This window comes from Novosphingobium sp. BL-S-32 (assembly GCF_056857055.1).
Genome location: NZ_CM166477.1, coordinates 933,447 through 959,777, shown reverse-complemented (window position 1 = coordinate 959,777; position 26,331 = coordinate 933,447). Strand labels below are relative to the sequence as shown.

The following is a 26,331-nucleotide window of genomic DNA, read 5'->3' as shown; positions in this document are numbered from 1 at the left end:
CCTGATGGCCGCTGGCAACAGCAACGTGGCTTCCGCCGAAGCCACTGCCCAGTCTTCGACGCAGGCCCCTGCCCCTAATGCCGCTGCGGCCAAGAAGTACCTTTCGCAGCCGCTGGTCACCGAAATGTACACCGCCGACCCCTCGGCCCACGTGTGGAACGGCAAGTTCTACATCTACCCCAGCCACGACATCGACGGCCCGACGCCCGAGGACGACCTTGGCAGCCACTTCGAGATGCGTGATTACCACGTGCTTTCGATGGACAATGTCGGCGGCAAGGTCACTGTTGGCCCCGTCGCGCTCGACGTGAAGCAGGTGCCCTGGGCCGACAAGCAGATGTGGGCACCGGATGCGGCCTACAAGAACGGCACGTACTACCTCTACTTCCCCGCCAAGGACAAGCAGGGCGCGTTCCGCATCGGTGTTGCCACCTCGAAAGACCCGATGGGCCCGTTCAAGCCGCAGGCCGCGCCGATCAAGGGCAGCTACTCGATCGATCCTGCCGTTTTCACCGATGACGACGGGCAGAGCTACATGTACTTCGGCGGCATCTGGGGCGGCCAGCTCCAGCGCAACACCACCGGCAAGTACGATCCCAACGGCTCGAAGACCGACCTTCAGGCCGACGACAAGCCCGCCCTGCTCCCGCGCGTCGCGCGCATGAGCGGCAACATGCTGGAATTCGCGGAAGCCCCGCGCGAGATCAAGATCGTCGACGAAAAGGGCAACCTGCTGCTCGGCGGCGACCATGACCGCCGCTTCTTCGAAGCCTCGTGGATGCACAAGTACAAGGGCAAGTACTACTTCAGCTACTCGACCGGCGACACGCATTACCTGGTCTATGCCATCGGCGATTCTCCCTACGGTCCGTTCACCTACAAGGGCCGTATCCTTCAGCCGGTGGATGGCTGGACCACGCATCAGTCGATCGTCGAGAAGGACGGCCGCTGGTGGCTGTTCTATGCCGACACGCAGCTCTCGGGCCAGACGCGCCTGCGCAACGTGAAGGTTACCGAACTCCACTACAACGAAGACGGCACGATCCAGACGATCGATCCGTTCGTTCGCTAAGCGCAATTCGAGGACCGGGGGATGGCAAGACGATCCGCACGCCTGCTGATGGCGGCACTGCTCGCCGCCATCCCCCTTCCCGCGCTGGCGGACGCGGCGCCGCAGATCGCGCTGACGTTCGACGATATTCCCGCGCACAGCCTCCTGCCTCCGGGCGAGACCCGGGTTGCGGTGATCGACAGGATCATTGCCGAGTTGAAAGCCGCCAAGGCGCCTGCGTTCGGCTTTGCCAATGCCGGCAAGGGCGAGCCGGGCGAACTCGATGCCGTGCTCGCCCGCTGGAGCGCAGCAGGGCTGCCATTCGGCAATCACGGCTATAACCACCTCAATCTCGATGCCGTGGGCGAGCCGACGTTCGTCGCCGAGATCGACCGCAACGACGCCGAACTGGCGCCGCGCGGCATGAAGCGCTGGTTCCGCTATCCCTTCCTTGCTGAGGGCAAGAACCCAGCGGTCCGCGACGCCGTGCGCAAGGCACTGGCCGATCGGCACTACCATATCGCAGGCGTGAGCCTCTCGTTCGACGACTGGGCGTGGAACGAACCCTATTCCCGCTGCGTCACGCAGGGGAACCAGAGCGCCATCTCCGATCTCGAAACCCGCTACCTCGATGCCGCGCGCGCCGACGCCGAAGCCGCGCGCGCCGCGTCCAAGGCGCGCTTCGGGCACGACGTACCCTATGTGTTGCTGCTCCACATCGGCGCATTCGATGCGCGGATGCTTCCGCGATTGCTCGATCTCTATCGCGGCATGGGGTTCCAGTTCATCACGCTGGAACAGGCGCAGCGCGACAAGTTCTACGCCGCCACCGATCCGCGTGAGCCGGGCCCGACACCGGCTTTGCTGAGGACTACACCGCTGCCGCCGAAGCCGGGCGCCGAGGTTTGTCCGAGCTAAGCGTTCTTCGATCTAATCCTGCTTCAATAAGATCGCCTCGGCCCAAGCTCGCAATCAGTTCGATTGCGGGCAATGCTGCCCAGTGCCAATACTCCATCATGAAGAACATCCAGATCATCGACAGTGCTGCGAACGCCGCCTTCAGCGTATTTCAGGCGACAGCGGAGGAATTCGACAGGATCTTTCCGGATGGACGCGACATGGAGTTGATCGAAGACCTGATCGACCGGCTTGGGGAAGACGCCGCCGGGGCCATATTGACGCCTCTTTGGGACCGCCCGATCCTGAAGCGCGATGCGCTCGGCATCCACGGCACCCTGTTTTACGAAAATGAGGATCGGCGGGATTACATCCCGCCGTCAAAACGCGAAGTCGATTGGGACAGCGGTTCGATCAATCAGGCGCAGCGGGATTTCTTCGCCAAGCATCGCTAATTTGCACCCGCCCCCTATCGCAGCAATTCCAGCGGCACCGCCTCGCCCATAGCCTTGTATCCGGCCGGATTGGGATGGATCGCATCGCCGCTGTCGTAGGCCGGGTTGAGGTGGTCAGGACGCGCCGGGTCGCGCATGACTTTGTCGAAGTCGATCACCGCATCGAAATGGCCGGGCGTGCGGATCCAGGCATTCACCGCCTGCCGGTCCGCCTCGTTCGCGGCAGTGGGGTGGTAGAACTCCATGCCCATGAACGGCAGCAGCGTCCCGCCGTAGACCTTGACGCCATGCGCATGCGCACGCGCGACGATCTGGGCGTAAGCGCCGGTGATCTGCTCGACCATGGCGGCGTGCTGCTCGGCCGTAGCCGGGTGCTCGCGCGTCAGGTTGCCAAGGTCGTTAATCCCTTCCAGCACGATCAGGTGGGATACGCCGGGCAGCGCCAGAACATCGCGGTCAAGCCTGGCCATGGCGTTCGGGCCAAGGCCGTCCAGCAGCACGCGGTTGCCGCCGATGCCCTGATTGATGACCGAGCGCTTGCCGCCAAGGCGCCGGGCGAGCACGTCTGTCCAGCGGTCGTTTCCGTTGGTGGTGGTGCCGCGACCATCGGTGATGGAGTCGCCCAGCGCCACCACCGCTCCGGTACCACAAGCGTGTGCCTCGATGCCGGAGAGCAGGAACCAGTGCTCCATGGTCTTGGCCGTGGGCAGATCGGCCTCGCGCACATGGTCACCGGGGATCCAGTAAGACGTAGTGCGCGCGCCGGGGTGCGAGGTCTGGCGCTGCGGCACCGCCTCCACGTGGAGCGAGATGGCCAGATCCTCGAACGCCTTTACCGGCAGCTCCACCGGCTCGGAGAGCCAGTCGCTGCCCGGCGGGATCACCACGCGGGTCTTGCCGGCAAAGCGCAGCGGCGTGAGCGAGGCGGTGTCGATCCCGGGCTTGCCCACATGCGGCGCCCGCGCCAGCGTGGCCGCCTCGATCACCAGCGGCGTATCGCCGAAAGCATTGGAAAGCCGCACGCGCAGCCCGGTGCCGCCGATGGAGGTGCGCACGATCTGGCGCAGCGTTACGTCGCTACGGGCCTCGGCGGGCAGAACATTGTCTCCATCCGGCTGCATTTGGGACGATCCCCACGCCGGGATCCAGGGGCAGGAAGCCGCCTGTGCGGGCGCGGAAATTCCGGCGCCCAGCAGGGCGACGGGCAGAGCGGCGGTCAGGGCAAGATAACGGACTTTCGGCAGCATCGCGTGAACCCTTGAAAAGAAAAAAGCCGGCGCCCTAGGTACGGGGCGCCGGCTCGAAGTTTACAGGGAGGAGGAGGGGTTCCCTGGAAAGAACGATCAGAAGTTGGCGCGCAGACCCAGCAGGACCTGACGGCCCGGATAGTAGACCGAGTACGCAGCGTTGTCGTACTGGAAGGTCGTGCGGATCGGCGCGTTGTTGATGTTCAGCACGTCCAGCGTCAGACGCAGACGGTTGTCGAGGAACGGCAGCTGGTAACCGGCCGAAAGGTCGAGCTGACCGCGGGCATCCGAACGCAGCGCGGCGCCCTGGATGTTGTTCTGCGGACCGTTCAGCGCGATCGACGCGTCGTTCCAGACGTAGTTCAGGCTGACCGAAACGCCGTGGCCCTCGTAGAAGCCCTGAAGGTTGTACGAGTAGGGCGAGACGCCGGTGGCGACGAGGCCCGAGGACGACGACTGCTTCAGGTACGTGCCGTTGGCCGAGAAGCCGAGGCCCTGAACCAGGAAGTCGAGCGGCTGGACCCAGGTAACTTCGATGCCCTTGATGCGCAGGTCGGACAGGTTGATCGGACGGTTCACCGTGATTGGCAGATCGTTGATCGCCACGCCGGATGCGGCAGCGCGGTTGCGCAGCGCGTCCTGCTGGGTAGCGATCAGGCTGTCGAACGGAATGTTCAGCGAACCGAAGCTGGCGCTGGTCACCTGCGTGCTGGTGAAGCCCTGGATGTTCTTCAGGAACGCCGAGACGCCGACATAACCGATGCCGCCTGTGTAGAACTCACCGCCGATATCGTAGTTGTCCGAGGTGTAGGGCGTCAGATCCGGATTACCCGCAGTCGCCACCAGCGCCGACGGGTCGGAGAAGGTGATGCCCGGCAGGATCAGGCCCGCATCCGGACGGGTCATGGTGCGCGAAGCCGAAGCGCGCAGCTTGACGTTGTCCATCACGTCGTAGGTCAGGTTGATCGACGGCAGGAAGTTGTCGTAGTTCGCCCGTGAGGTGATATCGATGATGCTCGTGCCCACCTGGCTCGGGCCGGTGACGACCTGATTGGTGTGGGCATAGCGCATGCCGGAATTCATGTGCAGGTCGCGGCCGAAGATCTGGGTCACGCCGTTCAGTTCGAAGTAGGCACCCCAGACGGTCTCGTCCATGTCGCCGGTGGCGCCGCCGGTCACCGCACCGCTCGCCTGCGGCGCGCTGTCACGGTAGCTGGCGTAGTCGGTAGCCTGCCTCAGTGCATCGAAGTCCGGAACGACGAAGGCGTTGTAGCCGACGCTACCGCTGGCGAGATGGCCGAAGTTGTTGACCGGGAACTGCTTCAGATACTGCGAGATCGCCGAAGTGGGCACCGAACCGGTGGCGCCGGTGCAGCCGACGCCGCAGACCGAAAGCTGGTAGGCCGGGCTGTTGTCGTAAGCGCGGATCGAGCGCTCGGCGCGGTCATAGGCGCCGCCGAACTTCACGTTGAAGTCGCTGTCGCCGATCGTGGTGTCGAGGTGTGCGCCCTTGGTGTCGGTGCTGCGACGAACCAGCGCCACGTTCTGGCGGTACCACTGCCAGCCGAGGTTCGGATCGTTCAGGTTCGCGTTCGACGTGATGATCGGCTGGTTGGAACCGCCGGTGTTGTCGTAATAGACGTCCACGCCCGAATTCGGTGCGGTCTGGAAGGCCCAGGTCGGCTGTTCGCGGAAGAACGAGCTCTTCGACCAGTTGGCATTCGCCTCAACCTTGATGTTCGAGGCCGGCTGCCAGGTCACGCTGGGGTTGATGTTCCAGAACTTGGTCGTCTGCTTGAACTGGCTCGCCTCCAGGAAGAACGAGGAGTTCGCGAACGTACCGCTGGTGACGACGTTGTTGTCATCCACGGTGAGGTCGATCGGAACCATGCCGCCGGTCGCCTGCGCGCCGGTGCCCGGGCCCGAGTTACGGACCTGCCAGTTCATGTTGACCTTGTCGTAATTGCGCTCGGACTTGGCCCACATGGCGTCGAGAGCGAAGTGCAGCTCGTCGCTCGGGCGCCATTCCATCGACGCTAGCGCCGAAATGCGCGAGCGCGTGCCGGTGGTCAGGCTGTTGCGGCCGAGGCGCGGCAGCAGCGCGGTGCTGAGCTGGTCGCGGGTGAGGCCCGAGGTGGCAACGGGGTCCACCGGCTGCCCGGCGACAAGGCCGTGACCGGCATTGGCCGGAACGGTCGAAGCCCAGTTCCAGTTGTTGTTGCCGGCATCGGTGCAGCCCGTACCGCAAGGCAGGTTGCCGTCGCCCCAGCCCACGGATTCGAAGGCGTCGACGCGGGTCTTGGTCTTCACGCCGGCCACGCCGACGAGAATGCCGAAGGTATCGCTGGTGTGGCTGGCGACGATGGCGCCGCGCGGGCCGAACTTGTCGTTGCTGTCGGTATACTGGCCCTGCGCCACCACGGTAACGTGGTCGCCCGGCTTATCGAACGGACGGGCGTTGTGAAGGTTGACGGTACCGGCAATGCCGCCTTCGAGCGTCGAGGGCGTCGGGCTCTTGGCCAGGTCGAGGCGCGTGAAGAGTTCCGAAGGGAAGAAGTCGAGATCGACTTCGCGGTTGGCGCTGCCGCCGTTGGTGCCCCCGTCCGAGGCAACCTGAAGCTGCGAACCGTTGAGCAGAACGCGGGTGAAGCTGGGGCCGAGGCCGCGAATGGCAACCTGCGTGCCTTCGCCGTTGATGTCGCGGTTGAGGCGCACGCCGGGCATGCGGTTCAGCGTTTCGGCAAGGTTGGTGGCGGGCAGCTTGCCGATGTCTTCGGCGAAGATCGAGTCACCGAAGGCCACCGCATCGCGCTTGGCATTGGTCGCGCTCTGGAGCGAGGCGCGGATACCGGTGACGACGATATCTCCGCCCGACGGTTCAGCATTGGCATCCTGCGGGGCCTGGGCGGCGTCGGCAGCCGGTGCGGCGTCCTGTGCATGGACGGCAGGCGCGACAAAACCCTGGAGCGCGGCAGCACTCAGAAGAACGGCACGAACGGAAATACGGCTGGAACGCATTAAAAATACTCTCCCATGTAGGACATGTCCGCTTCCAAGCGGATCACGGGTCGCGCCACCGCTGGTAGCGCTATCATTAACCCCTACATATGGAGAGCACCGACCCGCGTCAATACCAATGTTAGCGGTATCTCTATTTGTAGGAGTAGAGCTTTACCCGCTGAATCTGCCACTTTCCGGCGTCCAGCCGGATATGACGGCCCTGATGGGTCTGGTCGCCATTGAGCAGTCGGCCGGGTATCCACGTGCCGGTCGAATCGAATTCGCCCTCGAATGCCGAATCGATTCCCGCCAGCGCGGCGGCGTCCGATTTGGGCTTGAAGGTCACCGTGATGCCCTGCCCGGCGATCAGATATTCCTCGGGGCCAATCTGGATGATCATCCCGCCCGCCGCAGCGATCGCGGCAGTCGTTCCCGGAATCGACGCATCGGCGCCGGGGTTCGCCACCGGCTTCTGGATATCGGCGTAGGCAATCGTGAAGCGATAGGGCCCAACGTCGCGGGTTTCCGGCTCGTAGACCAGCGTTTCGTCATAGAGCTGGCGCGGCTTGAAGCCCACCATGCGGTCGGTGCCCTGCGCATCGAGGATATAGGGCTTCAACTGCTGAAGCACGCCATAGGCGTCTTTGAGCGCGCCCGGATTCTCGTCGACGGAGTCGATGGAGAAGGGACCGAAGCCGATCGCGTCGAGCTGGCCGATCGCATAGAACGCGTTCGCCGGCGTCACTGGGTTGTTGGAATTGTGCGCCTCGGGAATGAACAGCACGTTATCCGGCCGCTTGTAGCCGTTCACGATCTCCACGAAGTTCGGGAAGTAGATGTCCGGCGACAGGAAATCGAGATGGGTACCGCCCGCCTTCCACACGTCGAGCAGGTGCGGGAGCGGGCCGCCGCTCGGATATTCGCCGGGGATGCGGCCCGGGCGATTGAGCGCCACGTTGACGTACATCGGGATCGGATAGGCCGCCTTGCCCGCCGCCGCGAGCTGGTCGGCGAAGCGGGCATAGTGCCACGCGGTGAAGACTTCGGCCGAGGCATCGCCGCCGCCGAACAGGTCTTCCCACGATCCGCTGGTGCGCGCGCCGTGCTCGAGCCACATCCGGCGCATGCCGGGGACAAGGCTGTCCTTGTGGGCGACGAGGTAGTTCACCAGTTCGGCCGGAACCGGCTCGCGGTAGGCGGCATTGGCGGCGGCGCTATAGTCGCGCGCGACCGGCAGCATGCCGATCTCGTTCTCCACCTGCACCATGACGACGGTGTTCTGCGTGGAATCGACCGCCTTCAGGTGCGCCATCAGCGCGGCATAGGCGCGCTCATCGGCCTTGAGCGTCTCCCCGCCGAACGTGGAGAGGATTTCCACGCTCTGCCCGTTGGGGAGCGCCGCACGCGGGAAGCGCTGCTGATCGCGCTTCACCCAGGCCGGAACGTACGTGGACATGGAGTTCTTCCACGCGCCGAACCACAGGATCACCAACTTGAGATCGTTCGCCCGCGCCGCCTTGATCTGCGAATCCACCGAAGACCAGTCGAACGTGCCCTCGGTGGGCTCGATCAGTTCCCACGACACCGGCGTCAGCACGGTGTTGAGGTTCATGGCCTTCAGCCGCTTCCAGTGCGGCGCCATGTAGGTCGCGCTGGAGGAGGCCGAATTGCTCAGCTCGCCCGCGATCATCAGCATCGGCTTGCCGTTCACGATCAGCTGCTTGGTATCGCCCTTGGCTTCGAGGCGAGGCGCATCGGCGCGCGCGGGAGCGGCCAGGCTCACGCTTGCGCAGAGAGCCGTGACCGCCATGAAGGCAGCGCGGAAGGTCATTTTACTTCTCTCCGAGGAACTGGGTAATGGCGGCGCGGGCGCCGGATTGTTCGAGCCGGGCCAGATGCGCTGCCACGGCAGCCAGCGCTTCCTCGTCCGGTACGAAGCCGAGCACGCCCAGCGCCGCCACGACGCGTTCGCGCGGGGTTTCGGCGGGGGCCAGCGCGGCGGCCAGAGCGGCAGCGGCGGGATCGTCAATGGCGAAGGTCTCGCCCGCGTCGGTCGTGCCCGCCTGCCAGCGCACCCATGCTGCAATGCCAAGCGCGATGGCAGCGAAGGAACCGCCCTGCCCGCGCACGGCGGTCAGCGGCGCGAGCAGGCGCTGCGGCAGCTTCTGCGATCCATCCATGGCGATCTGCCGGGTACGGTGCTGAAGCGCGCTGTTGGCGAAGCGCGCCAACAGCTGCTTGCGATAGGCCGCCACATCGAGCCCGGCAGGCGGATCGAGCGAGGGCACGACTTCGTCCCACAGCCGCTCGACGAACAGCAGCCCCTGCGCGGTGCCGACGAAATCATGCACGAACGCATCGCCCGCAAGACCGCCGAGATAGGCGATGGCCGAGTGCGCGCCGTTGAGCAAGCGCAGCTTGGCTTCTTCCCACGGGGCGACGGCATCGGTCAGCTGGACGCCGAATGCCGCGAAGTCCGGGCGCTCGCCCGCAAACGCGTCCTCGATCACCCATTGCAGGAAGGGTTCGGCCTTGACCATCGCGCGATCCTCGGCGCCGATCAGGGCGGCCAGACCGGCAATGTCCTCGTCCGTCGTCGCCGGAACGATGCGGTCGACCATGGTGGCCGGGAATGTGCAGGTCTCCGCGATCCACGCAGCCAGCGCCGGGTCGTGCGCCTCGGCCATGGCAAGCACAGCGCCCTTCAGCAGCGCACCGTTGTGCGGCAGGTTATCGCACGAAAGGATCGAGAGCGGCGCCAGCCCCTGCGCACGCCGACGCGCCAGCGCGGCGACGAGGAAGCCCGCTGCCGTGCGCGGGCGCTCCAGCCCGGCGAGATCGGCCGCCACGTCCGCATCCTCAGCCATGAGCTTGCCGGTCTTGCGGTCGAGGCAATAGCCCTTCTCGGTGATCGTCAGCGTGACGAGGTGCGTATCCGGTGAAGCCAGCGCGGCGATCACTGCCTCCGGGTCTTCCGGAGCGACCAGCACGCGCTGCACCACGCCCATGATCTGCGGCGTCTGCACCTCGCCCTCGCGCACGAGCAGCGTGTAGAGCCCGTCCTGCGGCGCCATCTGGTCCCGCACCGAGGCCGAGCGCAGCGAAACGCCGATCACGCCCCAGCGGAGGTCACCCGAGGCCAGCGCGGCCTCGAACACAGCGGCCTGATGCGCGCGGTGGAAGGCGCCGATGCCGAGGTGGACGACACCCGCCTTGACCGCCGCGCGGTCATAGGCCGGGCGGGCGACCGAGGCCGGAACCTCGGCGAGAGTCTCGTTCGAAAGCCTCACAGCTTGCCTCACAGTTTGTACGCCGCCTTGACCAGATCATAGGCGAGCGCGCGCGCCACTTCGTGCGCCTCGTTCTCGGGCAAGCGGTGTTCGGCCACGAGCTGCGCCAGCCATGCGCAGTCCATACGCCGTGCCACATCGTGCCGGGCCGGGATCGAGAGGAAGGCGCGGGTGTCGTCGTTGAAGCCGACGGTGTTGTAGAACCCGCCGGTCTCAGTTGCGCGCTCGCGGAAGCGGCGCATGCCTTCGGGGGAATCGTGGAACCACCACGGCGGCCCGAGACGCAGCGAGGGATAGTGGCCTGCCAGCGGGGCCAGTTCACGCGAATAGACTTCCTCGTCCAGCGTGAAGAGGATCAGCGTCAGGCGCGGATCGTTGCCGCAGCGGTCGAGCAGCGGCTTCAGGGCCTCCACGAATTCGCCCGGCATGGGAATGTCGCCGCCCTTGTCGCGCCCGAAGCGGTCGAGCACGGCCTTGTTGTGGCTGCGGTGGACGGCTGGGTGGAGCTGCATGACCATGCCGTCTTCCACGCTCATCCCGGCCATTTCGGTCAGGAGCTGGGCGCGGAACAGTTCGGCGTCTTCCTTGCTCGCGCCCGAAAGCACGCGCTGGTAGAGCGCCTCGCAGTCCTCGGGCGAAAGGTCGGCGGTCAGCGCGCTGGGATGGCCGTGGTCGGTCGAAGTCGCGCCCGCATCGCGGAAGCGCGCACGGTGGAAGCGGTGCGCGGCAAGGTAGCCCGCGTAAGTCGAGACGTCCTCGCCTGCCATTTCGCCAAACTTCGCGACCTTTTCGGCAAAGCCCGGCGTTTCGGGATCGACGACCGGATCGGGGCGATAGGCCGTGACGACGCGGCCGTTCCAGCCGCTTTGGCGGATCGCGCGGTGATGGGCCAGCGGGTCCAGCGGCCCTTCGGTGGTGGCGATCAGTTCGATATTGAACCGCTCGAATAGCGCGCGCGGGCGGAACGCCTCGGTCTTCAGCGCGGCGTCTATCACCTCGTAATAGTGGTCGGCCGTCGTCTCATCGAGCAGCACGTCAAGGCCGAAGACTTCGGCGAAGACCCAGTCCAGCCACATGCGCGAGGGCGTGCCTCGGAACAGGTGGTAGCTCTTCGCGAAAATGTTCCAGATCTTGCGCGGGTCCTGCTCCACCGGGCTGCCGTCGACGCTGGGCACGCCGAGCGATTCCAGCGCCACGCCCTGCGAATAGAGCATGCGGAACACATAGTGGTCCGGCACGATCAGCAGCGAGGCGGGATCGCTGAAAGCCTCGTCATAGGCGAACCAGGCCGGGTCCGTATGGCCGTGCGGGCTGACGATCGGCAGGTCCTTCACGCCCTCGTAGAGCGCGCGCGCGATGGCCCGGGTGCCGGGATCGGCAGGGAACAGGCGGTCGGGATGGAGAACGAGGGGACTAGTCATGCAGTAACTCTCTCACCGTCGGGATCGGCGACTTGATAGCGGGGAAGGATCAGGTGAATGACGCCAAGGGCCACGAGATAGGCGCAGGAGGCGACCACGAAGATCGGCTCGTAGCTGCCCACCCGCTCCAGGATAGTTCCGGCGAACTTGGCCATCAGCATGCCGCCCAGCGCGCCGGCAAGCCCGCCGAGGCCGACGACCGAGCCGGTCATCCAGCGCGGCATCGTATCGCCCGGAAGCGCGTAGAGATTGGCCGAGAAGCCCTGATGCCCGGCGCAGGCAAGGCCGATCAGCGCCACGGCGGTCCACAGGCTCTGCGCGCCCGGCGCAAGGGCAATCGGCACGGCGCAGAGCGCGGCAAGGAACATCGCCGTCTTGCGCGAACGGTTGACGCTCCAGCCCCGGCCGATGAAGCGCGAGGATGTCCAGCCGCCCAGCACCGAGCCGATATCGGCCAGCAGGTAGACGGCGATCAGCGGCGGTCCGAAGTCCAGCATCTTCACGCCGAACTGCTTGTTGAAGAAGTCCGGCAGCCAGAACAGGAAGGTCCACCAGACCGGGTCGATCAGGAAACGGCCCAGCATATAGGCCCAGGTCTGGCGATAGCCGAATAGCGCGCGCCACTTGACCGGGCGGACCGGCTCGACCGGATCGGCTTCGATCCAGGCCAGTTCCTCGGCGCTCAGGGACTTCTTGTCGCGCGGGCGGCGGTAGAAGCCGAGCCATGCGACCAGCCACACCACGGTCAGCAGGCCGGTGAGGATGAAGGCCCAGCGCCAGCCGAGCGTCATCGCGATGATCGGCACCACCAGCGGCGTCAGGATCGCGCCGACGTTGGAGCCCGCGTTGAAGATGCCGATGGCCAGCGCGCGCTCGCGCTTGGGGAACCATTCGTTGGTGGCGGCGATGGCGGCGGGGAAGGTCCCCGCCTCACCGATGGCCAGCGGGATGCGGGCGATCAGCATGCCGCTGGTGGACGTGAACAGCGCGTGCGCCATGTGCCCCACCGTCCACAGCGTCACCGCAAGGGCATAGCCCGCGCGTGCGCCGATCCGGTCGATCAGGCGGCCGAACACGACATAGGCAATGCCGTAGCCCGCCTGGAACCAGATCGCGAGGTCGGCATAACCGCTCTCGCTCCAGCCGTAGCGGGCTTGCAGTTCGGGCTTGAGCGTCGGCAGGACCAGCCTGTCGACATAGCTCAGGACGACCGCCGCGAAGAGCAGCGTGCAGACGATCCAACGGATCCGGCCCGCAGGTTTGCGCGGGCCGGTTTCGGTTTCGACTACTTTCAGCGTGGCGCCGTGCACAGTGCTCACCAGTTGTACATCGTGCCGTCTTCGAGGCGGTTCACCGGCAGGAAGGCGCGCGTATATTCATAGCCTGCCGCCAGTTCCTCGTCGATGTCCACGCCCAGACCCGGCGCTTCGCCCGGGTGCATCATGCCGTCGTCGAAGGTGTAGGCATGGGGGAAGACCGCGTCGGTCTCGGGCGTGTGGCGCATGTATTCCTGAACGCCGAAGTTCGGCACCGAAAGGTCGAAGTGCAGCGCGGCGGCCATGCAGACCGGCGAAAGATCGGTGGCGCCGTGGCAGCCGGTGCGGATCTGGTAAAGATCGGCCAGCGCCGCGATCCGGCGCAGATGCGTGATGCCGCCCGCGTGGACGACCGTGGCGCGGATATAGTCGATCAGCTGGTTCTGGATCAGGTCCTTGCAGTCCCAGATCGAGTTGAAGATCTCGCCCACGGCCAGCGGCGCGGTGGTATGCTGGCGGATCAGGCGAAAGGCTTCCTGATTTTCGGCAGGGGTCGCGTCTTCCAGCCAGAACGGGCGGTAGGGCTCCAGATCCTTGCCGAGGCGGCCGGCCTCGATGGGGGTCAGGCGGTGGTGGATGTCGTGCAGCAGGTGCACGTCCCAGCCCAGCGCCTCACGCGCGGCCTTGAACAGTTCGGGCACCACGCGCAGATACTTCGCGGTGTTCCAGACGTTCTCGGTCGGCAGATCGGCATCGGCCGGCTCGTAGAAGTACTTGTCCTTCGAGACGCCGTAGGTCGAGGCCATGCCCGGCACGCCGCACTGGAGGCGGATCGCCTTGTAGCCCTGCTTCTGGTATTCGAGCGCGACCTCGATCGTGTCCTCGATGCTGGTGCCGTTGGCGTGGCCGTAGACCATCACGCCCTCGCGGCTGGCGCCGCCGAGCAGCTGGTAGACCGGCAGGCCCGCGATCTTGCCCTTGATATCCCAGAGCGCCATGTCGACGGCGGCGATGGCGGTCATCGTCACCGGACCGCGGCGCCAGTAGGCACCCTTGTAGAGATACTGCCACACGTCCTCGATGCGATGCGCGTCGCGGCCGATCAGGCAGGGGATCACGTGGTCGGTCAGGTAGCTGGCGACCGAAAGCTCGCGGCCGTTGAGAGTCGCGTCACCGACGCCGGTGGTGCCGTCGTCACAGGTGATCTTGAGCGTGACGAAGTTCCGCCCCGGGCAGGTGATGATGACTTTGGCGTCGACGATCTTGGGCATTAGGGGAATCCTCAGGCGATTTCGAGGGTTGTGGTCTTATGATCGACGCTGCTGGCGCCGACCATGATATCGAACAGGCCGGGTTCGACGACTTCTACCATATCCTCGTTCCAGAGGCTGAAATCGTCGGGGCCGAGAGTGAACTCGATCTTGCGCGTCTCGCCGGGCTTCAGGGTGACGCGCTTGAAGCCGCGCAGTTCCATGACCGGGCGCGTGACGCTGGCGGCCTGATCGTGGACGTAAAGCTGCACCACCTCGTCCCCTTCGCGCTGGCCGCTGTTGGTCACGTCCACCGAGACGGTGACATTGCCCGCAACGCCGATGCGCGGGGCTGAAAGGCTGGGCGCGCCCACGGTAAACGTGGTGTAGCTGAGCCCGAAGCCGAAGGGATAGAGCGGCGCCGTCTCGGTGAAGAGATAGCCGCGCTTGGCCGATGGCTTGTGGTTGTAGAAGAAGGGCACCTGCCCCACGTCCTTGACCACGGTGACCGGCAGCTTGGCGCCCGGATTGACGTCTCCGAACAGCGCCTCGGCCATGGCAGTGCCGCCTTCCTGGCCGAGATACCAGCATTCAAGGATCGCGTCGGCCTGCGCGGCGACTGTGGGCCAAGAGGGCGGACGGCCATTGAGCGCGACCACGATCACCGGCTTGCCGGTGGCCTTGAGCGCGAGGAACAGTTCGTTCTGCTCGCCCAGCAGATCAAGGTCGGTACGGTCGCCAAGGTGGGTGCGGGCATAGCCCTCGCGGCTGGTCTGCTCGGTATCGCCGATGGCGAGCACCACCACGTCGCTACCCTTGGCCACGTCCACGGCCTCGGCAATCAGCGCGCGGTTCTTTGCGGGATCGGCCAGCAGCACTTCGTTGGCGGAGCGGTCCTCGCTGCGGGTGATGAACACGCCCTGCGCGAAGACGACTTCGGCCTTGCCCGCCACGCGCGCGGTGATGCCCTGCACCAGATTGACCGTGGTGCGCGGCTCCGACGAATAGCCGCCAAGGCGCGTGACATTGGCGTTCGGGCCGATAACCGCGATGCGCTTCTGGGCACCGGCGGTCAGCGGCAGGACACCGCTGTTCTTGAGCAGGCAGATCGACTTGCGCGCCGCTTCCAGCGCCAGCGCGCGGGCTTCGGCATTGGCGGTAAGCTTGGCCGAGACCTTCGGATCGATCGGCGCTTCCTCGAACATGCCGCCGCGGAACTTGAGCGTGAGCATGTGGCGGCAAGCGGAATCGACGGCGGCCAGCGGCACCAAACCCCTGCGGACCTGATCGGCCAGCGTGCGATAGGCATCGCCGTCCGGCAGATCGCAATCGACGCCCGCGTGCAGCGCAAGGCGAGCCGCGCCCTCCAGATCGCTGGCAAGGTGGTGGAACGTCGCCAGTTCCGGGATCGCCGCATAATCGCTGACAATGGCGCCATCGAAGTGCCATTCGCCGCGCAGCACGTCCTGAAGCAGCCAGTGGTTGGCGTGGCTGGGAATGCCGTCGATCTCGTTGTAGGAGGGCATGACCGCGCCAATACCGGTGCGGCGCACCACTTCGCGGAACGGCGGGAAGAAGGAATCGCGCAGTTCGCGCTTGCCGAGCGGGGCCGGGGCGACATTGTTACCCGCTTCAGGCTGGCCGTGGCCGGTCATGTGCTTGAGCGTGGCGAAGACTTTGCCCGGGGCCAGTTCCTTGCCCGGTCCCTGAAGGCCCAGCACGGCGGCAACACCCATTTCGCCGCAGAGATAGGGATCCTCGCCGAAGGTCTCCTCGATGCGGCCCCAGCGCGGATCGCGGGCAATATCGACCACCGGAGAGAGCGCCAGCGTGGAGCCGTGCGCGCGCACCTCGCGTCCGATCACCGACTGCACGCGCTCGACAAGGTCGGTGTCGAAACTGCCGCCCATGGCGATGGCCTGCGGGAAGCTGGTCGCCTCGGGCGCCATGTAGCCGTGGAGCGATTCCTCGTGGAAGAGGATCGGAATGCCGAGGCGGGTCTGCTCGCGCGCCCACTTCTGCGCGGCGTTGACGAAAGCGATGGTATCGGCGGGCTTGCGCCAGCGGCCGGTGACTTCGGTGCCGGTGTTGTTGGCGGTCGCCGCGCCGCCCCGGTCGGACGGGCGAGCGATCTGGCCGATGCCGTCGGGATGGTTCCTGCTGGCAAGCGCCGGATCGAAAGCACGCGAATCGTTCATCACCTCGCGCTTGCGGGTGGACAGCGTGATGAGCTGGGCGACCTTCTCGTCCAGCGTCATGCGGACCATCAGGTCCTTCACGCGCAAGTCGATGGGAACCTTGGGGTCCTTGTAGAGCGCCGTCGCGGCGCGCGCGGCTACTGGCATGAAAGCCAGCAAGGAAGCCCCCGCGCTCCAGCGCAGCAGTTCGCGGCGGGCGATCATGCGGACGTAACCTTGGCGACACGGCGCGAGGCCGCAAGCTTCAGACAAACCGGAAAAATCATCGTCCTACCTGCATCCCCGAGCCGCTCGCGGCCATTCCTAAGAAGCCGCTTGCGGCCATTTCCCAATTAGGCGGCAAACTGTGTTGCCTGCCCCGACTTTTATGTGGTAGCGCTATCATGCGCGACAACGAACAAGCTTGTCAATGGCGACGCCGCGTGAATTGAAATTCGATAATCTGGGACATTGGGCAGGATGATGAAGAAGCGGCTTCTGACGATTGGCGTGTGCATGATCGCACTCGGGGCTGCAAGTGCGCCGGCGCTGGCGAATGACGGCTACGATCTCTGGCTCACGCCCGCCGCCACCGGTACCGCTGCGCCCGATATCCGCGTGATCGGCCAATCCGAAACACTGACGTCTGACACACTGGCGCTTGCCGCCGGTGAACTGCGCCGCGACCTTGCCGCCTCGCCGCTGCCGGTAGTCCTCGCCCGCGCCGACGACCCGGCGCTGGCCGCCCTGCGCCTGTCCACCGCCACGCTGGGCGAGGAAGGCTACATCGTGCGCACCGCCACGATCGACGGCCGCCCATCGCTGCTCGTTACCGGCAAGACCGACCGCGCGGTGCTCTACGGCGCCTTCGCGCTGATCCGCGCCCAGAAGACCGGCGTGGACCTTGCCGCGATCAACCTCACCTCCGCCCCGAAGATCGGCCTGCGCGTGCTCAACCATTGGGACAATCTCGATGGCTCGGTGGAACGCGGCTACGCCGGCCAGTCGCTGTGGGACTGGTGGACGCTGCCTGACTTCAAGGACCCGCGCTATACCGACTATGCCCGCGCCAACGCCGCGCTGGGCATCAACGGCATTGTCATCAACAACGTCAACGCCAAGCCCGAAAGCCTCACCGCGCCTTATATCGCCAAGGCCGCCGCTCTGGCCGATGTGTTCCGGCCCTGGGGCATCAAAGTCTATCTCTCGGCCCGCTTCTCCGCGCCGATCGAGCTGGGCCACCTCAAGACCGCCGATCCGCTCGACCCCGAAGTACGGGCATGGTGGAAGGCCAAGGCCGACGAGATCTACCGCGCGATCCCCGATTTCGGCGGCTTCCTGGTCAAGGCCAACAGCGAAGGCCAGCCCGGCCCGCGCGACTATCACCGCAGCCATGCGGACGGCGCCAACATGCTCGCCGCCGCCGTGGCGCCGCATGGCGGCATCGTGATGTGGCGCGCCTTCGTCTATGCAGAGACCGACCCGGACGACCGCGCCAAGCAGGCCTATACCGAGTTCCACCCGCTCGACGGCAAGTTCGCGGACAATGTGCTGGTGCAAGTGAAAAACGGCGCCATCGACTTCCAGCCGCGCGAGCCGTTCCATCCGCTGTTCGGCGCCATGCCGAAGACGCCGATGATGCTGGAACTCCAGATCACCAAGGAATACCTCGGCTTCGCCACCCACCTCGCCTACCTTGGCCCGCTGTTCGAGGAAGTGCTGAAGGCGGACACCCGCGCCAAGGGCACCGGATCGACCGTGGCCAAAGTAGTGGATGGCTCGCTCTACGGCCACAAACTCAGCGGGATTGCGGGCGTTGCCAATGTCGGGCGCGATCGCGACTGGTCGGGCTCCACGTTCAACCAGGCCAACTGGTACGCCTTCGGCCGCCTCGCCTGGGATCCAACGCTCTCTTCCGAAGCCGTCGCCCGCGAATGGGCGCAGCAGACCTTCGGCAACGATCCCCAGGTGGTCGATACCGCCGTGCGCATGATGATGCAGTCGCGCGAGGCGGTGGTCGATTACACCGGCCCGCTCGGCCTTGCGCACCTCATGGGCACCGGCCACCACTACGGCCCCGGCCCGTGGATCAGCGACCTTGCCCGGCCCGAATGGAACCCGGTCTATTACCACAAGGCCGACAAGTCGGGCATCGGCTTCGATCGCACGAAGACCGGCAGCAATGCCGTCGCCCAGTACGAACCGCCGGTCGCCAAGCTGCTTTCCGATCCGCGCACCACGCCGGAAAGCGAACTTTTGTGGTTCCACCACCTGCCGTGGGACTGGAAGATGAAGTCCGGCCGCACGCTGTGGGAAGAGATGGTCGCGCACTATGATCGCGGCGTCACCACGGTGGCGCAGATGCAGGCCGAATGGCAGGGCGTGAAGGGCAGCGTGGACCCCGAACGCTGGCAGAAAACCGCGACTTACCTCGAAATCCAGCACCGCGAGGCCAAGTGGTGGCGCGATGCCAGCCTGGCCTACTGGATGTCGGTCAACGGCCTTCCGCTGCCCGCCGGGGCCGCCGCGCCGGAGCACGACCTAGCCTGGTACAAGGCGCAGGACTTCCCCATGGCGCCCGGACACCCTCACTGAAGTCATCCTCACCGATTGCAGTTCGATGGTTGCGCTAACGCCGGGAATTGTGGAGTTAGCGGACTGGCCCCGGCGTTCCACCCGGAACCCGGGGCACCGCCAGGGAACCAGATGACCACAAATACCAGAGGCCCGCGCAAGCAGCGCTCCAGCGCCAAGATCGACGATGTCGCACGCCTTGCCGGCGTTTCCCCGATGACGGTCAGCCGGGTCATCAACAAGGGCGCCAATGTCCGCGAGGAGACTCGCCTCAAGGTGGAAGCCGCCATCGCGGAGCTGAACTACGCCCCCAGCACCGCCGCGCGCGTGCTGGCGGGGGGCGAGGATCTGCGGATCGGCCTGCTCCACTCGAACCCGAGCTTTGCGTACCTGAGCGAATTCCTGGTCGGCGCGCTGGACGAAACCAGCGCCGCCAATGCGCAGTTGCTGGTCGAACCTTGCAACGAGGAAGGGCGTGAGGCCAAGGCCGTCGAGCAATTGCTCCGCACCCGGATCGACGGCGTGATCCTGCCCCCGCCGCTCAGCGATTCGCCTGCCGTGCTGGAAGCGCTGAAGAACGCCGACGTGCCGGTCGTGGCGGTCGCCACGGGCCGCGCGCCGGAATGGGCGCTCTCGGTCAGCATCGACGACCGCGAGGCGGCGTTCACGATGACACATCACCTCGCCACGCTGGGTCATCGCCGGATCGGCTTCATCACCGGCCACCCCAACCAGACCGCCAGCGCAGAGCGCCTTGACGGCTATCGCGAGGCGCTGGCCGCGCTCTACATGCCGTTCGACCCGGCACTGGTGGCGCAGGGCTACTTCACTTATCGCTCCGGGCTGGAAGCGGCGGCGCAATTGCTGGACCTTCCCGAGGCACCGACCGCGATCTTCGCCTCCAACGACGACATGGCCGCCGCCACGATCACCATGGCGCTCCGGCGCGGGATCGAAGTGCCGCGCCAACTGACCGTCTGCGGCTTCGACGATACGGCACTGGCCGTCTCGGTCTGGCCCGAACTGACGACGATCCGCCAGCCCACCACCGAAATGGCGCGTAAGGCCGTGCAATTGCTGATCTCGGAAATCCGCGCGCGCAACGCCGGGAAATCGCAGATCGGCCATCCCCATACGGTGGCCGAGTTCAAACTGATCCGCCGGGATTCGGACGCCAGCCCGGTAGCCTGAACGCACGAAAACGCCCCCTTGCGACGGATAGTTGCAAGGGGGCGTTTTCCCATTGCGAGCATAGCGAAGCAATCCAGGACAGTTTTACGCCGCTCTGGATTGCTTCGCTATGCTCGCAATGACGAGGAAGGTTACACAGGCGCAACGTCGCCCAACCGGAAGCCGCCGATGGTGACGACCTCCACGGTGAACCCGCCGATCAGCTGTTTGCGAGGTGAACCGGCAAGCCCGCAACGCCCGGATCGAATGCAAAGACGTTACCCGCCAGCGGCTGCGCTTCCAATTCTGCCGCCGACAGACCCTTGCGCGCCGTGGTGGCATAGGCCGTGCGCAAATCAGGGCCGCCGAACGCGATCTTGGTCACATTGGCGACCGGGAAGCGCACCGTGGCCATCAGCTTGCCCGACGGATCGTAGCGCCTGACGCCCCAGCCGCCGAACAGGCCGGTCCAGAAGCAGCCCTCGGCATCGATCACCGAGCCGTCGGGCCAGCCCGCTCCGTCCTCGATTGTGACGAAATGCTCGGGCGTGCCGAGAGTGCCGTCCTCGCGCACCGGCACGCGCCAGATCGTCTTGCCCAGCGTGTCGGTGTGCCACAGCGTCCGGCCATCGGCGCTGATCGCGGGCCCGTTGGTGATGACCACCTTGGGCAAGCCGGAATCGGTGCAGTGCCCCTTGTCGAGGCGGTAGAGCGCGCCCGAAGCCTCGGTTTCCGCGTCATCCATCGAACCCAGCCAGATACGTCCGGCGGGATCGGTGGCGGCATCGTTGAGCCGGTTGTGCGGGCGCGTGGGTTCGGGGTTGTGGAGCAGCGCGAACTGGCCCGTTTCCGGATTGAAACGGTGCAGCCCGGTCTTGATCCCGGTAATCATGTCCCCGCGCGCCGCAGGCAGAACCCAACCGATCTGGTCGGGCGCCTGCCACGTATCGAGCGCACCCGTCGCCGGGTCATGCCGGTAGAGCCGGTGCTCCTTGATATCGACGAACCACAGGCGGTCGCCGGCCCAGACCGGCCCCTCGCCCAGCGTGGCGCCGACCGAAAGGACGGATTCGGGCGTCATCTCAGCGCCACCCGGCGTCGATGAAGTAATCGTGGCCGGTGCACATGGCGCCGTCGTCCGAGGCCAGGAACATCGCCAGCGCCGCCACGTCGGCGGGCTGGATGCGGGCCTTGAGGCACTGCGCGGCCATGATCTCGGCCTCGCCCTCGGGCGTGTACCACTGCTTCTGGCGCGGGGTTTCGACGTTGCCCGGAACGATCGTGTTGACGCGGATATTGTCCGCACCCAGATCGCGCGCCATCGCGCGGGTCATGCCTTCCACGGCCGCCTTGGCGGTCTGGTAGAGCACGAGGTCGGGCAAGCCGAGGTGCCAGCTGATCGAACCGAAGTTCAGGATCACGCCGTGGCCCTGCGCCTTCATCGCGGGCACAACGGCCTGCGCGGCGAAGAACTGATGGCGCAAGTTGGTGGCCATGCGCTCGTCCCAATAGGCGGGCGTCACGTCCTCGATGGTGTGACGGTCATCGCGCGCGGCATTGTTGATGAGCACGTCGACGCCGCCGATCGCCTCGGCCAGTTCGGCAAGCACGGCAGCGGTGGCACCAAGGTCGCGCAAATCGCAGGCGCGGAAATGCGCGCCCGGCAGCGATGCGGCCAGCGTCTCACCGGCAGGCGCGTCGATGTCGAGGAAACCGACATGGGCGCCCTGCCCGGCAAAGGCCTCGACCAGGCCCGCGCCGATACCGGTGGCGCCACCGGTAATCAGGACGCGCTTGCCCTTGAGGCTGGGATAGATGGCGGAATGGTTCGTCATGGATGTGATCTTCATGATGCCTTGAGCAGACCGCGCGACAGCAGGTTGGCGTAGAGCGCGGAGATTCCGGAGCGCCAGGGCGCGGCATCGCGCGACGTGACGACACGGTTGCGCAGCTGGCCGAGCTTGTCGCTCTCGATGGTGACGGTGTCGCCCACCTTGTGGGTGAAGCCGCGGCCTTCCTCGTCGCGGTCCTGAACGGGCGCGAAGAGAGTGCCGAGGAACAGCACGAAGCCGTCGGGATACTGGTGCTCGCTGAGCGTCTGGCGCACGAGATCGAGCGGATCGCGGCTGATTTCGGCCATGTTGCTGGTGCCGTTCAGCACGAAGCCGTCTTCCTCGCCGGTGATCGAGAGGCGCACTTCGGCGGCGCGCACGTCGTCGATCGTGAAGCTCTCATCGAAAATGCGGACGAGCGGGCCGAGCGAGCAGGAGGCGTTGTTGTCCTTGGCCTTGCCCAGCAGCAGGGCCGAGCGGCCCTCGAAGTCACGCAAGTTGACGTCGTTGCCGAGCGTCGCACCCACGGCCTTGCCGTCGCTGCCGACCAGCAGGGCGATTTCGGGCTCGGGATTGTTCCAGCTCGAATCCGAACGCACGCCGATCTCGGCGCCGGCGCCCATCGTGGAAAGCACGGGCGACTTGGTGAAGACTTCCGCGTCGGGGCCGATGGCGACTTCGAGGTACTGCGACCACAGGCCATCCTCGATCAGCGCGGCCTTGAGCTGCGCGGCACTTTCGGAGCCGGGCACGACCGAGCGGATCTGGCCGCCGATGCGCGCTTCCAGACGCTCGCGAATGGCGGCGGCGGCGCTCCAGTCACCCCGGGCGCGCTCTTCGATCACGCGCTCGATGGCGGAGGTCGCGAAGGTGACGCCGCAAGCCTTGACGCACTGAAGGTCCACCGGGCTGAGGAGATTGACCTGTTCGGCATCGAAAGTGCCCAGTCGCGCGCCGCCCTGGCCGGAGAAATCGCCCGCTTCCACCAGCGCCGTAACAGTGGGCACCACAGCGGACATGTCGATCAACTCGCCGCGAACGACAAGAATCGGGCTTGGCCCTTCGCCGAAATCGGCGCGACCCAGGAAAGTGCCGGAAATCCAGTCAGCAGGCATCAACGACATGCAGTATCGGGATTCGTCACGAATTCCCCCTCCCACGTTTCTTCAGTGATAGCGCTACCAATTGGCAGATCAGAGGCCGTTGTCAAGGCCGATTGCGCGCAGGTGCCATGGTTCCAATATCGGCCCGGCATACCGAATGGCTTATGCGCCGGATACCGCGCGGTTCCGGACCGGAAAACTCCAGCCCCGCAGCCTCGCACGAAAACACGGGAAGACCTGAAAACAGGGAGGATTTCGGCGGGCGCTTACGCATGCGGAGAAGCACGGTCGGTCCGGACAAGGCCCTCCGTAACGGCAGCGCCGTTGCTCGAAAGCGGTTATTTATACTCGATCAACTGCGTCTTGCGCGCACGCAGAGTGGTCCAGCAGAAGCCGAGTTGCCCGAAACAATGGGGCACTTTGCCCAGTACGATGTGGGTGGCATAGCTCGCGCCCGAACGGCGATAGACCCGCCACCACAGGACCGGCCACAGCAACCAGAACGGCGGCAGCGCCCACAGCAGGTTGCTCAGCAGGTAGCGGATCATCCGCGGGTCTTCCGAGCCGCGCCGGTACCATGCCTCGGCGCCCGCATGGCCGCTGCGCCGGTTCCGCTGCCACCATTGCCACCACGTGGTCATCGCCGCGTCGTGCAGCGTCATCTCGTCGGGCAAGCGGACGATGTTCCAACCGCGACGGCGAATCCGGTGGCACAGATCATTGTCCTCGGCCGCAATCAGGCCCGGGTCGTAGCCGCCGACCGCCGAGACGGCCTCCACCCTCATGAGCGCATCCCCCCCGCAGCTATCGGTGGGACCCGGCTTGCCGTCCCATTCGATGTCGCAGACGCGGTTGAAAAAGGTCTGGTCGGGATAGCGTTCGCGGCGACGACCGAAGACCACTGCGGTACGCGCATCGTTTGCGAGCCCGGCCAATCCTGCCGCGATCCAGTGGGAATCGAGTTCGCAGTCGCCGTCGATGAACTGGACGAACTCGGTATCCGGCCAAAGCTCGCGCACACGCGCAAAGCCGGTATTGCGGCCGCGCGCGGCGGTGAATGGCGACGAAGTGTCCAGTTCGATCACCTCGATACCGTAAGTGCGTGCCAGCGCCGCGCTGCCGTCTTTCGAACCTGAATCCACGTAGACAACGCGGTCGCTCGCCAATCTTGCCGATTGCAGGCAGGGCGGCAGCCGCTCGCCTTCGTTGCGCCCGATCACCACCACGCCAACGGCTGCATTCCGTACCGCACCGCCGTTGCCGCCCACATCTTGCATAATCGACATCGCCTGGTCTTCCATGACTTCAAGCCCGGGGTCCGACAGATCGGTTCAGATCGGGGCCGGGGGGATCAGTTTCAGCCACGCGGGGAGCCCCTCTTGCCAGAGCGCGCTGGCGCGCTGGCGCGGCGACATGCCCTGCACCAACTCCGCGATTTCACGCCGTTTCAGGCCCGACCGCTCGCAGAAATAGGGGTGCCGCGTGCTGTTCGCGAAATAGCCGTAGAACAGCGCGGCGCGGTCCTTGTCGTGCGCCGGTGCGCCGCGATGGAAGAAGCGCGCAGTGTCGGCGAAAACCACCGTTCCGACCGGACCGGTGCAACTGACGACATCGCGCGAATAGTCGGCACCCAATCGTTCGTTGAGCACTTCCGGAGTGCCGAACTCGTAGACGTAGCGGTCGTCGACACCTTGCGACGGGTCTACCCGGCTGATGAGTTCGAACGGGCCGCCCCGGTCGGTCACGTCGCTGCAATAGACCGCCAGCTTGATCATCTTGCGATCCTCGCGGTCGCGGTGCCATTGGCGCGGGCCCAGTTCGGTGCCGTCCGCAACGGTATAGATCAGCGCCATGCCGTCATAGGCGGCGGGCAGCCCGATATATGCCTCGGCAATGTCGAGCAGACGGTCGTTGAGGCCCCAGTGGAATATCTCCGGATTTTCGACCGTGGCGGACGCCGGCGCACACGTGAACTCGCGCCCAGCACCCGCTTCACGCCGTGCGTCCTCGGCGCATTCGCTCGCCGCCTTTTGCGCCGCGCGCAGCATTTCCGCCGAACCCGACAGGCCCAGCGCGTCGAGCGAGGTGATGAATACGCCGTCGCGCTCCAGCCCTTCCACGATCTGCCGGTCGATCCCCTCAAGCCGGGGCAGCAACGGGCGATGGGATGCCAGCGCTTCGTTGTAGCGCCGCCCAAGCTGCCGCCGCATCAGCGTCGTGTTCGAGAGGTTGAAAGCCAGTTGTGCCGGTTTGTCGCCAAGGCGGTTCAGTATTTTCTGGGAAATCGTCTTCGACATGCCGGCTCCATCGATAGGCAGACCTTTGATGATGCCGCGGCGTAGACTCGGATTTGGGCAGGCCCGTATTTTCGACGTGCCTCCTCTTCAACGAGCAAGATGCCACCCCGACATCAAGAGAAGTCTCGAACCCTCAATTCATGATCTGCTATGTCCGGGTTCGGCAAACAATCCGGAGTTTCCGGTCCCCATTTCCCAAACTTCCGCGAGCGCGAGAGCGCATTATTCTCATGGGATCGTTTTGCCGGGAGTGTGCCCTCACCATGTCATCGCCACAATTTCCGGAGAGCGCGGAGGCGCGGCGCGTTCTGGTGGTGGGCGGCACCGGTTTCGTCGGCCAGCACCTTGTCGCGCGGCTTGCCGAAAGCGGCCGTGCAGCGCGCGTGCTCACCCGCAATGTGCTGGCCGCGCCCCCTGCCCTGCGCGGTGAACGGGTCGAACTGGTCGAGGGCAACTATCGCGATCCTGCCGCGCTCCATGCCGCGCTGGAGGGCGTCGATGCGGTCTGCCATCTCGCCAAGGGCGAGGGGCGCAACTGGCAGGAATACCTGGACAACGACGTGGAGCCGACGCGGCAGGTGGCCGAAGCGGCGCTGCGCCAGGGCGTGCGCCGGTTCATCTATGCCGGATCGATCGATTCCTATGCCTCGGCCTGCCCCGACGACCGCATCGACGGATCGACCACGCTCGACCCGCGGATAGAGCGGCGCAACCACTACGCCCGGTCAAAGGCCGCTTGCGAGGAAATGCTCCGCACGATGGCGCGCGAGCAGGGCCTGCCGCTGGTCATCCTGCGCCTTGGGATCGTGATCGGCGCGGGCAGTTCCCCCGTCCACTACGGCGTCGGCCGATTTACCGAGTGGAACCGGCTGACCTATTGGGGAGACGGCAGGCACAAGCTGCCCTTCGTGTTGGTAGAGGATGCCGCCGATGCGCTCGTCCGGGCGCTGGACGTACCCGCCATCGAGGAGCGCAGCTTCCTGATCGCCGATGCTCCGCTGCTCTCCGCGCGGGACTATGTCGCGGCGATGCAGGCGCGTTCGGGCGGCAGGGTCCACGCCGCGCCGCGCGCCATCTGGCGTTATTGGCTGACCGATCTGGCGCGCGGGCTGGTCAAGACGGCGATCCGCCATCCCAACCGCCACCTTTCCAGCCTGCACGACTGGCGCTGCCGTTCCCACCGCGCCACGTATGACGCCGCCCAGAGCATTGCCGCCCTGGGCTGGCACCCCGCCGGCACCCGCGAGGCGCTAATCGAGCGCGGCATCTACCCGGCGGTAGAGGCCATGCTCTGACGGCGAGCCCCGCGCG

At 65.8% G+C, this 26,331-nt stretch carries 19 protein-coding genes; 6 read left to right on the top strand and 13 right to left on the bottom strand.

Annotated features, from left to right (window positions below; translation table 11 throughout):
- Nucleotides 1-4: 4 nt before the first annotated feature.
- From AC1VVK_RS20890 to AC1VVK_RS20880, 3 genes are all read left to right on the top strand, one after another.
- A complete protein-coding gene (locus AC1VVK_RS20890; RefSeq protein WP_132386328.1) occupies nucleotides 5-1,072 on the top strand; it encodes a glycoside hydrolase family 43 protein in 1,068 nt (355 codons plus the stop codon).
- A 21-nt stretch (nucleotides 1,073-1,093) separates the two neighbouring features.
- Nucleotides 1,094-1,969, top strand: coding sequence for a polysaccharide deacetylase family protein (locus AC1VVK_RS20885; protein WP_482906659.1), 876 nt, complete (start codon nucleotides 1,094-1,096; stop codon nucleotides 1,967-1,969).
- A gap of 98 nt (nucleotides 1,970-2,067) precedes the next feature.
- Nucleotides 2,068-2,403: a hypothetical protein gene (locus AC1VVK_RS20880; RefSeq protein ID WP_482906658.1), complete on the top strand. Its 336-nt coding sequence runs from the start codon at nucleotides 2,068-2,070 to the stop codon at nucleotides 2,401-2,403.
- Between the two features lie 14 nt (nucleotides 2,404-2,417).
- Here AC1VVK_RS20880 and AC1VVK_RS20875 read toward each other — a convergent pair whose 3' ends face one another.
- From AC1VVK_RS20875 to AC1VVK_RS20840, 8 genes are all read right to left on the bottom strand, one after another.
- A complete protein-coding gene (locus tag AC1VVK_RS20875; protein WP_482906657.1) occupies nucleotides 2,418-3,650 on the bottom strand; it encodes an SGNH/GDSL hydrolase family protein in 1,233 nt (410 codons plus the stop codon).
- A 96-nt stretch (nucleotides 3,651-3,746) separates the two neighbouring features.
- Nucleotides 3,747-6,668: a TonB-dependent receptor gene (locus AC1VVK_RS20870; protein ID WP_132385968.1), complete on the bottom strand. Its 2,922-nt coding sequence runs from the start codon at nucleotides 6,666-6,668 to the stop codon at nucleotides 3,747-3,749.
- A 133-nt stretch (nucleotides 6,669-6,801) separates the two neighbouring features.
- On the bottom strand, nucleotides 6,802-8,481 hold the full coding sequence (locus AC1VVK_RS20865; RefSeq protein WP_482906656.1) for a GH35 family beta-galactosidase: 1,680 nt from the start codon (nucleotides 8,479-8,481) through the stop codon (nucleotides 6,802-6,804).
- Nucleotide 8,482: 1 nt separating this feature from the next.
- Nucleotides 8,483-9,940 (bottom strand): mannitol dehydrogenase family protein, encoded by a 1,458-nt coding sequence (locus AC1VVK_RS20860; RefSeq protein WP_482906655.1) that lies wholly within the window; start codon nucleotides 9,938-9,940, stop codon nucleotides 8,483-8,485.
- An 8-nt stretch (nucleotides 9,941-9,948) separates the two neighbouring features.
- Nucleotides 9,949-11,361: a glucuronate isomerase gene (gene uxaC, locus AC1VVK_RS20855; protein WP_482906654.1), complete on the bottom strand. Its 1,413-nt coding sequence runs from the start codon at nucleotides 11,359-11,361 to the stop codon at nucleotides 9,949-9,951.
- Entirely contained in the window at nucleotides 11,358-12,680 is a 1,323-nt protein-coding gene (locus AC1VVK_RS20850; RefSeq protein ID WP_482906653.1) for an MFS transporter, read from the bottom strand. Before AC1VVK_RS20850 ends, uxaC begins: the two co-directional genes overlap by 4 nt.
- Nucleotides 12,677-13,888, bottom strand: coding sequence for a D-mannonate dehydratase ManD (manD, locus tag AC1VVK_RS20845; RefSeq protein WP_482906652.1), 1,212 nt, complete (start codon nucleotides 13,886-13,888; stop codon nucleotides 12,677-12,679). Before manD ends, AC1VVK_RS20850 begins: the two co-directional genes overlap by 4 nt.
- A gap of 11 nt (nucleotides 13,889-13,899) precedes the next feature.
- Nucleotides 13,900-16,269 carry a glycoside hydrolase family 3 N-terminal domain-containing protein gene (locus tag AC1VVK_RS20840; protein ID WP_482906651.1) on the bottom strand — a complete coding sequence of 790 codons (2,370 nt, stop codon included), beginning with the start codon at nucleotides 16,267-16,269 and terminating at the stop codon, nucleotides 13,900-13,902.
- Nucleotides 16,270-16,524: 255 nt separating this feature from the next.
- Between AC1VVK_RS20840 and AC1VVK_RS20835 the strand changes: the two genes are divergently transcribed.
- Both AC1VVK_RS20835 and AC1VVK_RS20830 read left to right on the top strand, forming a co-directional pair.
- On the top strand, nucleotides 16,525-18,639 hold the full coding sequence (locus AC1VVK_RS20835) for an alpha-glucuronidase family glycosyl hydrolase (RefSeq protein ID WP_482906650.1): 2,115 nt from the start codon (nucleotides 16,525-16,527) through the stop codon (nucleotides 18,637-18,639).
- Nucleotides 18,640-18,750: 111 nt separating this feature from the next.
- Nucleotides 18,751-19,809 carry a LacI family DNA-binding transcriptional regulator gene (locus AC1VVK_RS20830; RefSeq protein ID WP_132385961.1) on the top strand — a complete coding sequence of 353 codons (1,059 nt, stop codon included), beginning with the start codon at nucleotides 18,751-18,753 and terminating at the stop codon, nucleotides 19,807-19,809.
- Between the two features lie 199 nt (nucleotides 19,810-20,008).
- On the opposite strand, the gene AC1VVK_RS20825 is transcribed toward AC1VVK_RS20830, so the two are convergent.
- From AC1VVK_RS20825 to AC1VVK_RS20805, 5 genes are all read right to left on the bottom strand, one after another.
- Nucleotides 20,009-20,869 (bottom strand): SMP-30/gluconolactonase/LRE family protein, encoded by an 861-nt coding sequence (locus tag AC1VVK_RS20825; protein WP_482906649.1) that lies wholly within the window; start codon nucleotides 20,867-20,869, stop codon nucleotides 20,009-20,011.
- 1 nt (nucleotide 20,870) lies between these two features.
- A complete protein-coding gene (gene xylB / locus AC1VVK_RS20820) occupies nucleotides 20,871-21,623 on the bottom strand; it encodes a D-xylose 1-dehydrogenase (protein ID WP_482906648.1) in 753 nt (250 codons plus the stop codon).
- An 11-nt stretch (nucleotides 21,624-21,634) separates the two neighbouring features.
- The gene (locus AC1VVK_RS20815; RefSeq protein WP_482906647.1) at nucleotides 21,635-22,744 is read right to left on the bottom strand and encodes a fumarylacetoacetate hydrolase family protein; all 1,110 of its coding nucleotides are present in this window, start codon (nucleotides 22,742-22,744) and stop codon (nucleotides 21,635-21,637) included.
- A gap of 317 nt (nucleotides 22,745-23,061) precedes the next feature.
- Nucleotides 23,062-24,009: a glycosyltransferase family 2 protein gene (locus tag AC1VVK_RS20810; protein ID WP_243652431.1), complete on the bottom strand. Its 948-nt coding sequence runs from the start codon at nucleotides 24,007-24,009 to the stop codon at nucleotides 23,062-23,064.
- A 45-nt stretch (nucleotides 24,010-24,054) separates the two neighbouring features.
- Nucleotides 24,055-25,020 carry a beta/alpha barrel domain-containing protein gene (locus AC1VVK_RS20805; RefSeq protein ID WP_482906646.1) on the bottom strand — a complete coding sequence of 322 codons (966 nt, stop codon included), beginning with the start codon at nucleotides 25,018-25,020 and terminating at the stop codon, nucleotides 24,055-24,057.
- 263 nt (nucleotides 25,021-25,283) lie between these two features.
- Here AC1VVK_RS20805 and AC1VVK_RS20800 point away from each other — a divergent pair, with 263 nt between their 5' ends.
- Nucleotides 25,284-26,315: an NAD-dependent epimerase/dehydratase family protein gene (locus tag AC1VVK_RS20800; RefSeq protein ID WP_482906645.1), complete on the top strand. Its 1,032-nt coding sequence runs from the start codon at nucleotides 25,284-25,286 to the stop codon at nucleotides 26,313-26,315.
- The last annotated feature ends 16 nt before the right edge of the window (nucleotides 26,316-26,331 follow it).

Coding starts and splice junctions, on each gene's coding strand:
- AC1VVK_RS20890 (WP_132386328.1), top strand. CDS start 5: ATGGCCGCTGGCAACAGCAACGTGGCTTCCGCCGAAGCCACTGCCCAG.
- AC1VVK_RS20885 (WP_482906659.1), top strand. CDS start 1,094: ATGGCAAGACGATCCGCACGCCTGCTGATGGCGGCACTGCTCGCCGCC.
- AC1VVK_RS20880 (WP_482906658.1), top strand. CDS start 2,068: ATGAAGAACATCCAGATCATCGACAGTGCTGCGAACGCCGCCTTCAGC.
- AC1VVK_RS20875 (WP_482906657.1), bottom strand. CDS start 3,650: ATGCTGCCGAAAGTCCGTTATCTTGCCCTGACCGCCGCTCTGCCCGTC.
- AC1VVK_RS20870 (WP_132385968.1), bottom strand. CDS start 6,668: ATGCGTTCCAGCCGTATTTCCGTTCGTGCCGTTCTTCTGAGTGCTGCC.
- AC1VVK_RS20865 (WP_482906656.1), bottom strand. CDS start 8,481: ATGACCTTCCGCGCTGCCTTCATGGCGGTCACGGCTCTCTGCGCAAGC.
- uxaC (WP_482906654.1), bottom strand. CDS start 11,361: ATGACTAGTCCCCTCGTTCTCCATCCCGACCGCCTGTTCCCTGCCGAT.
- manD (WP_482906652.1), bottom strand. CDS start 13,888: ATGCCCAAGATCGTCGACGCCAAAGTCATCATCACCTGCCCGGGGCGG.
- AC1VVK_RS20840 (WP_482906651.1), bottom strand. CDS start 16,269: ATGATCGCCCGCCGCGAACTGCTGCGCTGGAGCGCGGGGGCTTCCTTG.
- AC1VVK_RS20835 (WP_482906650.1), top strand. CDS start 16,525: ATGATGAAGAAGCGGCTTCTGACGATTGGCGTGTGCATGATCGCACTC.
- AC1VVK_RS20830 (WP_132385961.1), top strand. CDS start 18,751: ATGACCACAAATACCAGAGGCCCGCGCAAGCAGCGCTCCAGCGCCAAG.
- AC1VVK_RS20825 (WP_482906649.1), bottom strand. CDS start 20,869: ATGACGCCCGAATCCGTCCTTTCGGTCGGCGCCACGCTGGGCGAGGGG.
- xylB (WP_482906648.1), bottom strand. CDS start 21,623: ATGACGAACCATTCCGCCATCTATCCCAGCCTCAAGGGCAAGCGCGTC.
- AC1VVK_RS20815 (WP_482906647.1), bottom strand. CDS start 22,744: ATGTCGTTGATGCCTGCTGACTGGATTTCCGGCACTTTCCTGGGTCGC.
- AC1VVK_RS20810 (WP_243652431.1), bottom strand. CDS start 24,009: ATGTCGATTATGCAAGATGTGGGCGGCAACGGCGGTGCGGTACGGAAT.
- AC1VVK_RS20805 (WP_482906646.1), bottom strand. CDS start 25,020: ATGTCGAAGACGATTTCCCAGAAAATACTGAACCGCCTTGGCGACAAA.
- AC1VVK_RS20800 (WP_482906645.1), top strand. CDS start 25,284: ATGTCATCGCCACAATTTCCGGAGAGCGCGGAGGCGCGGCGCGTTCTG.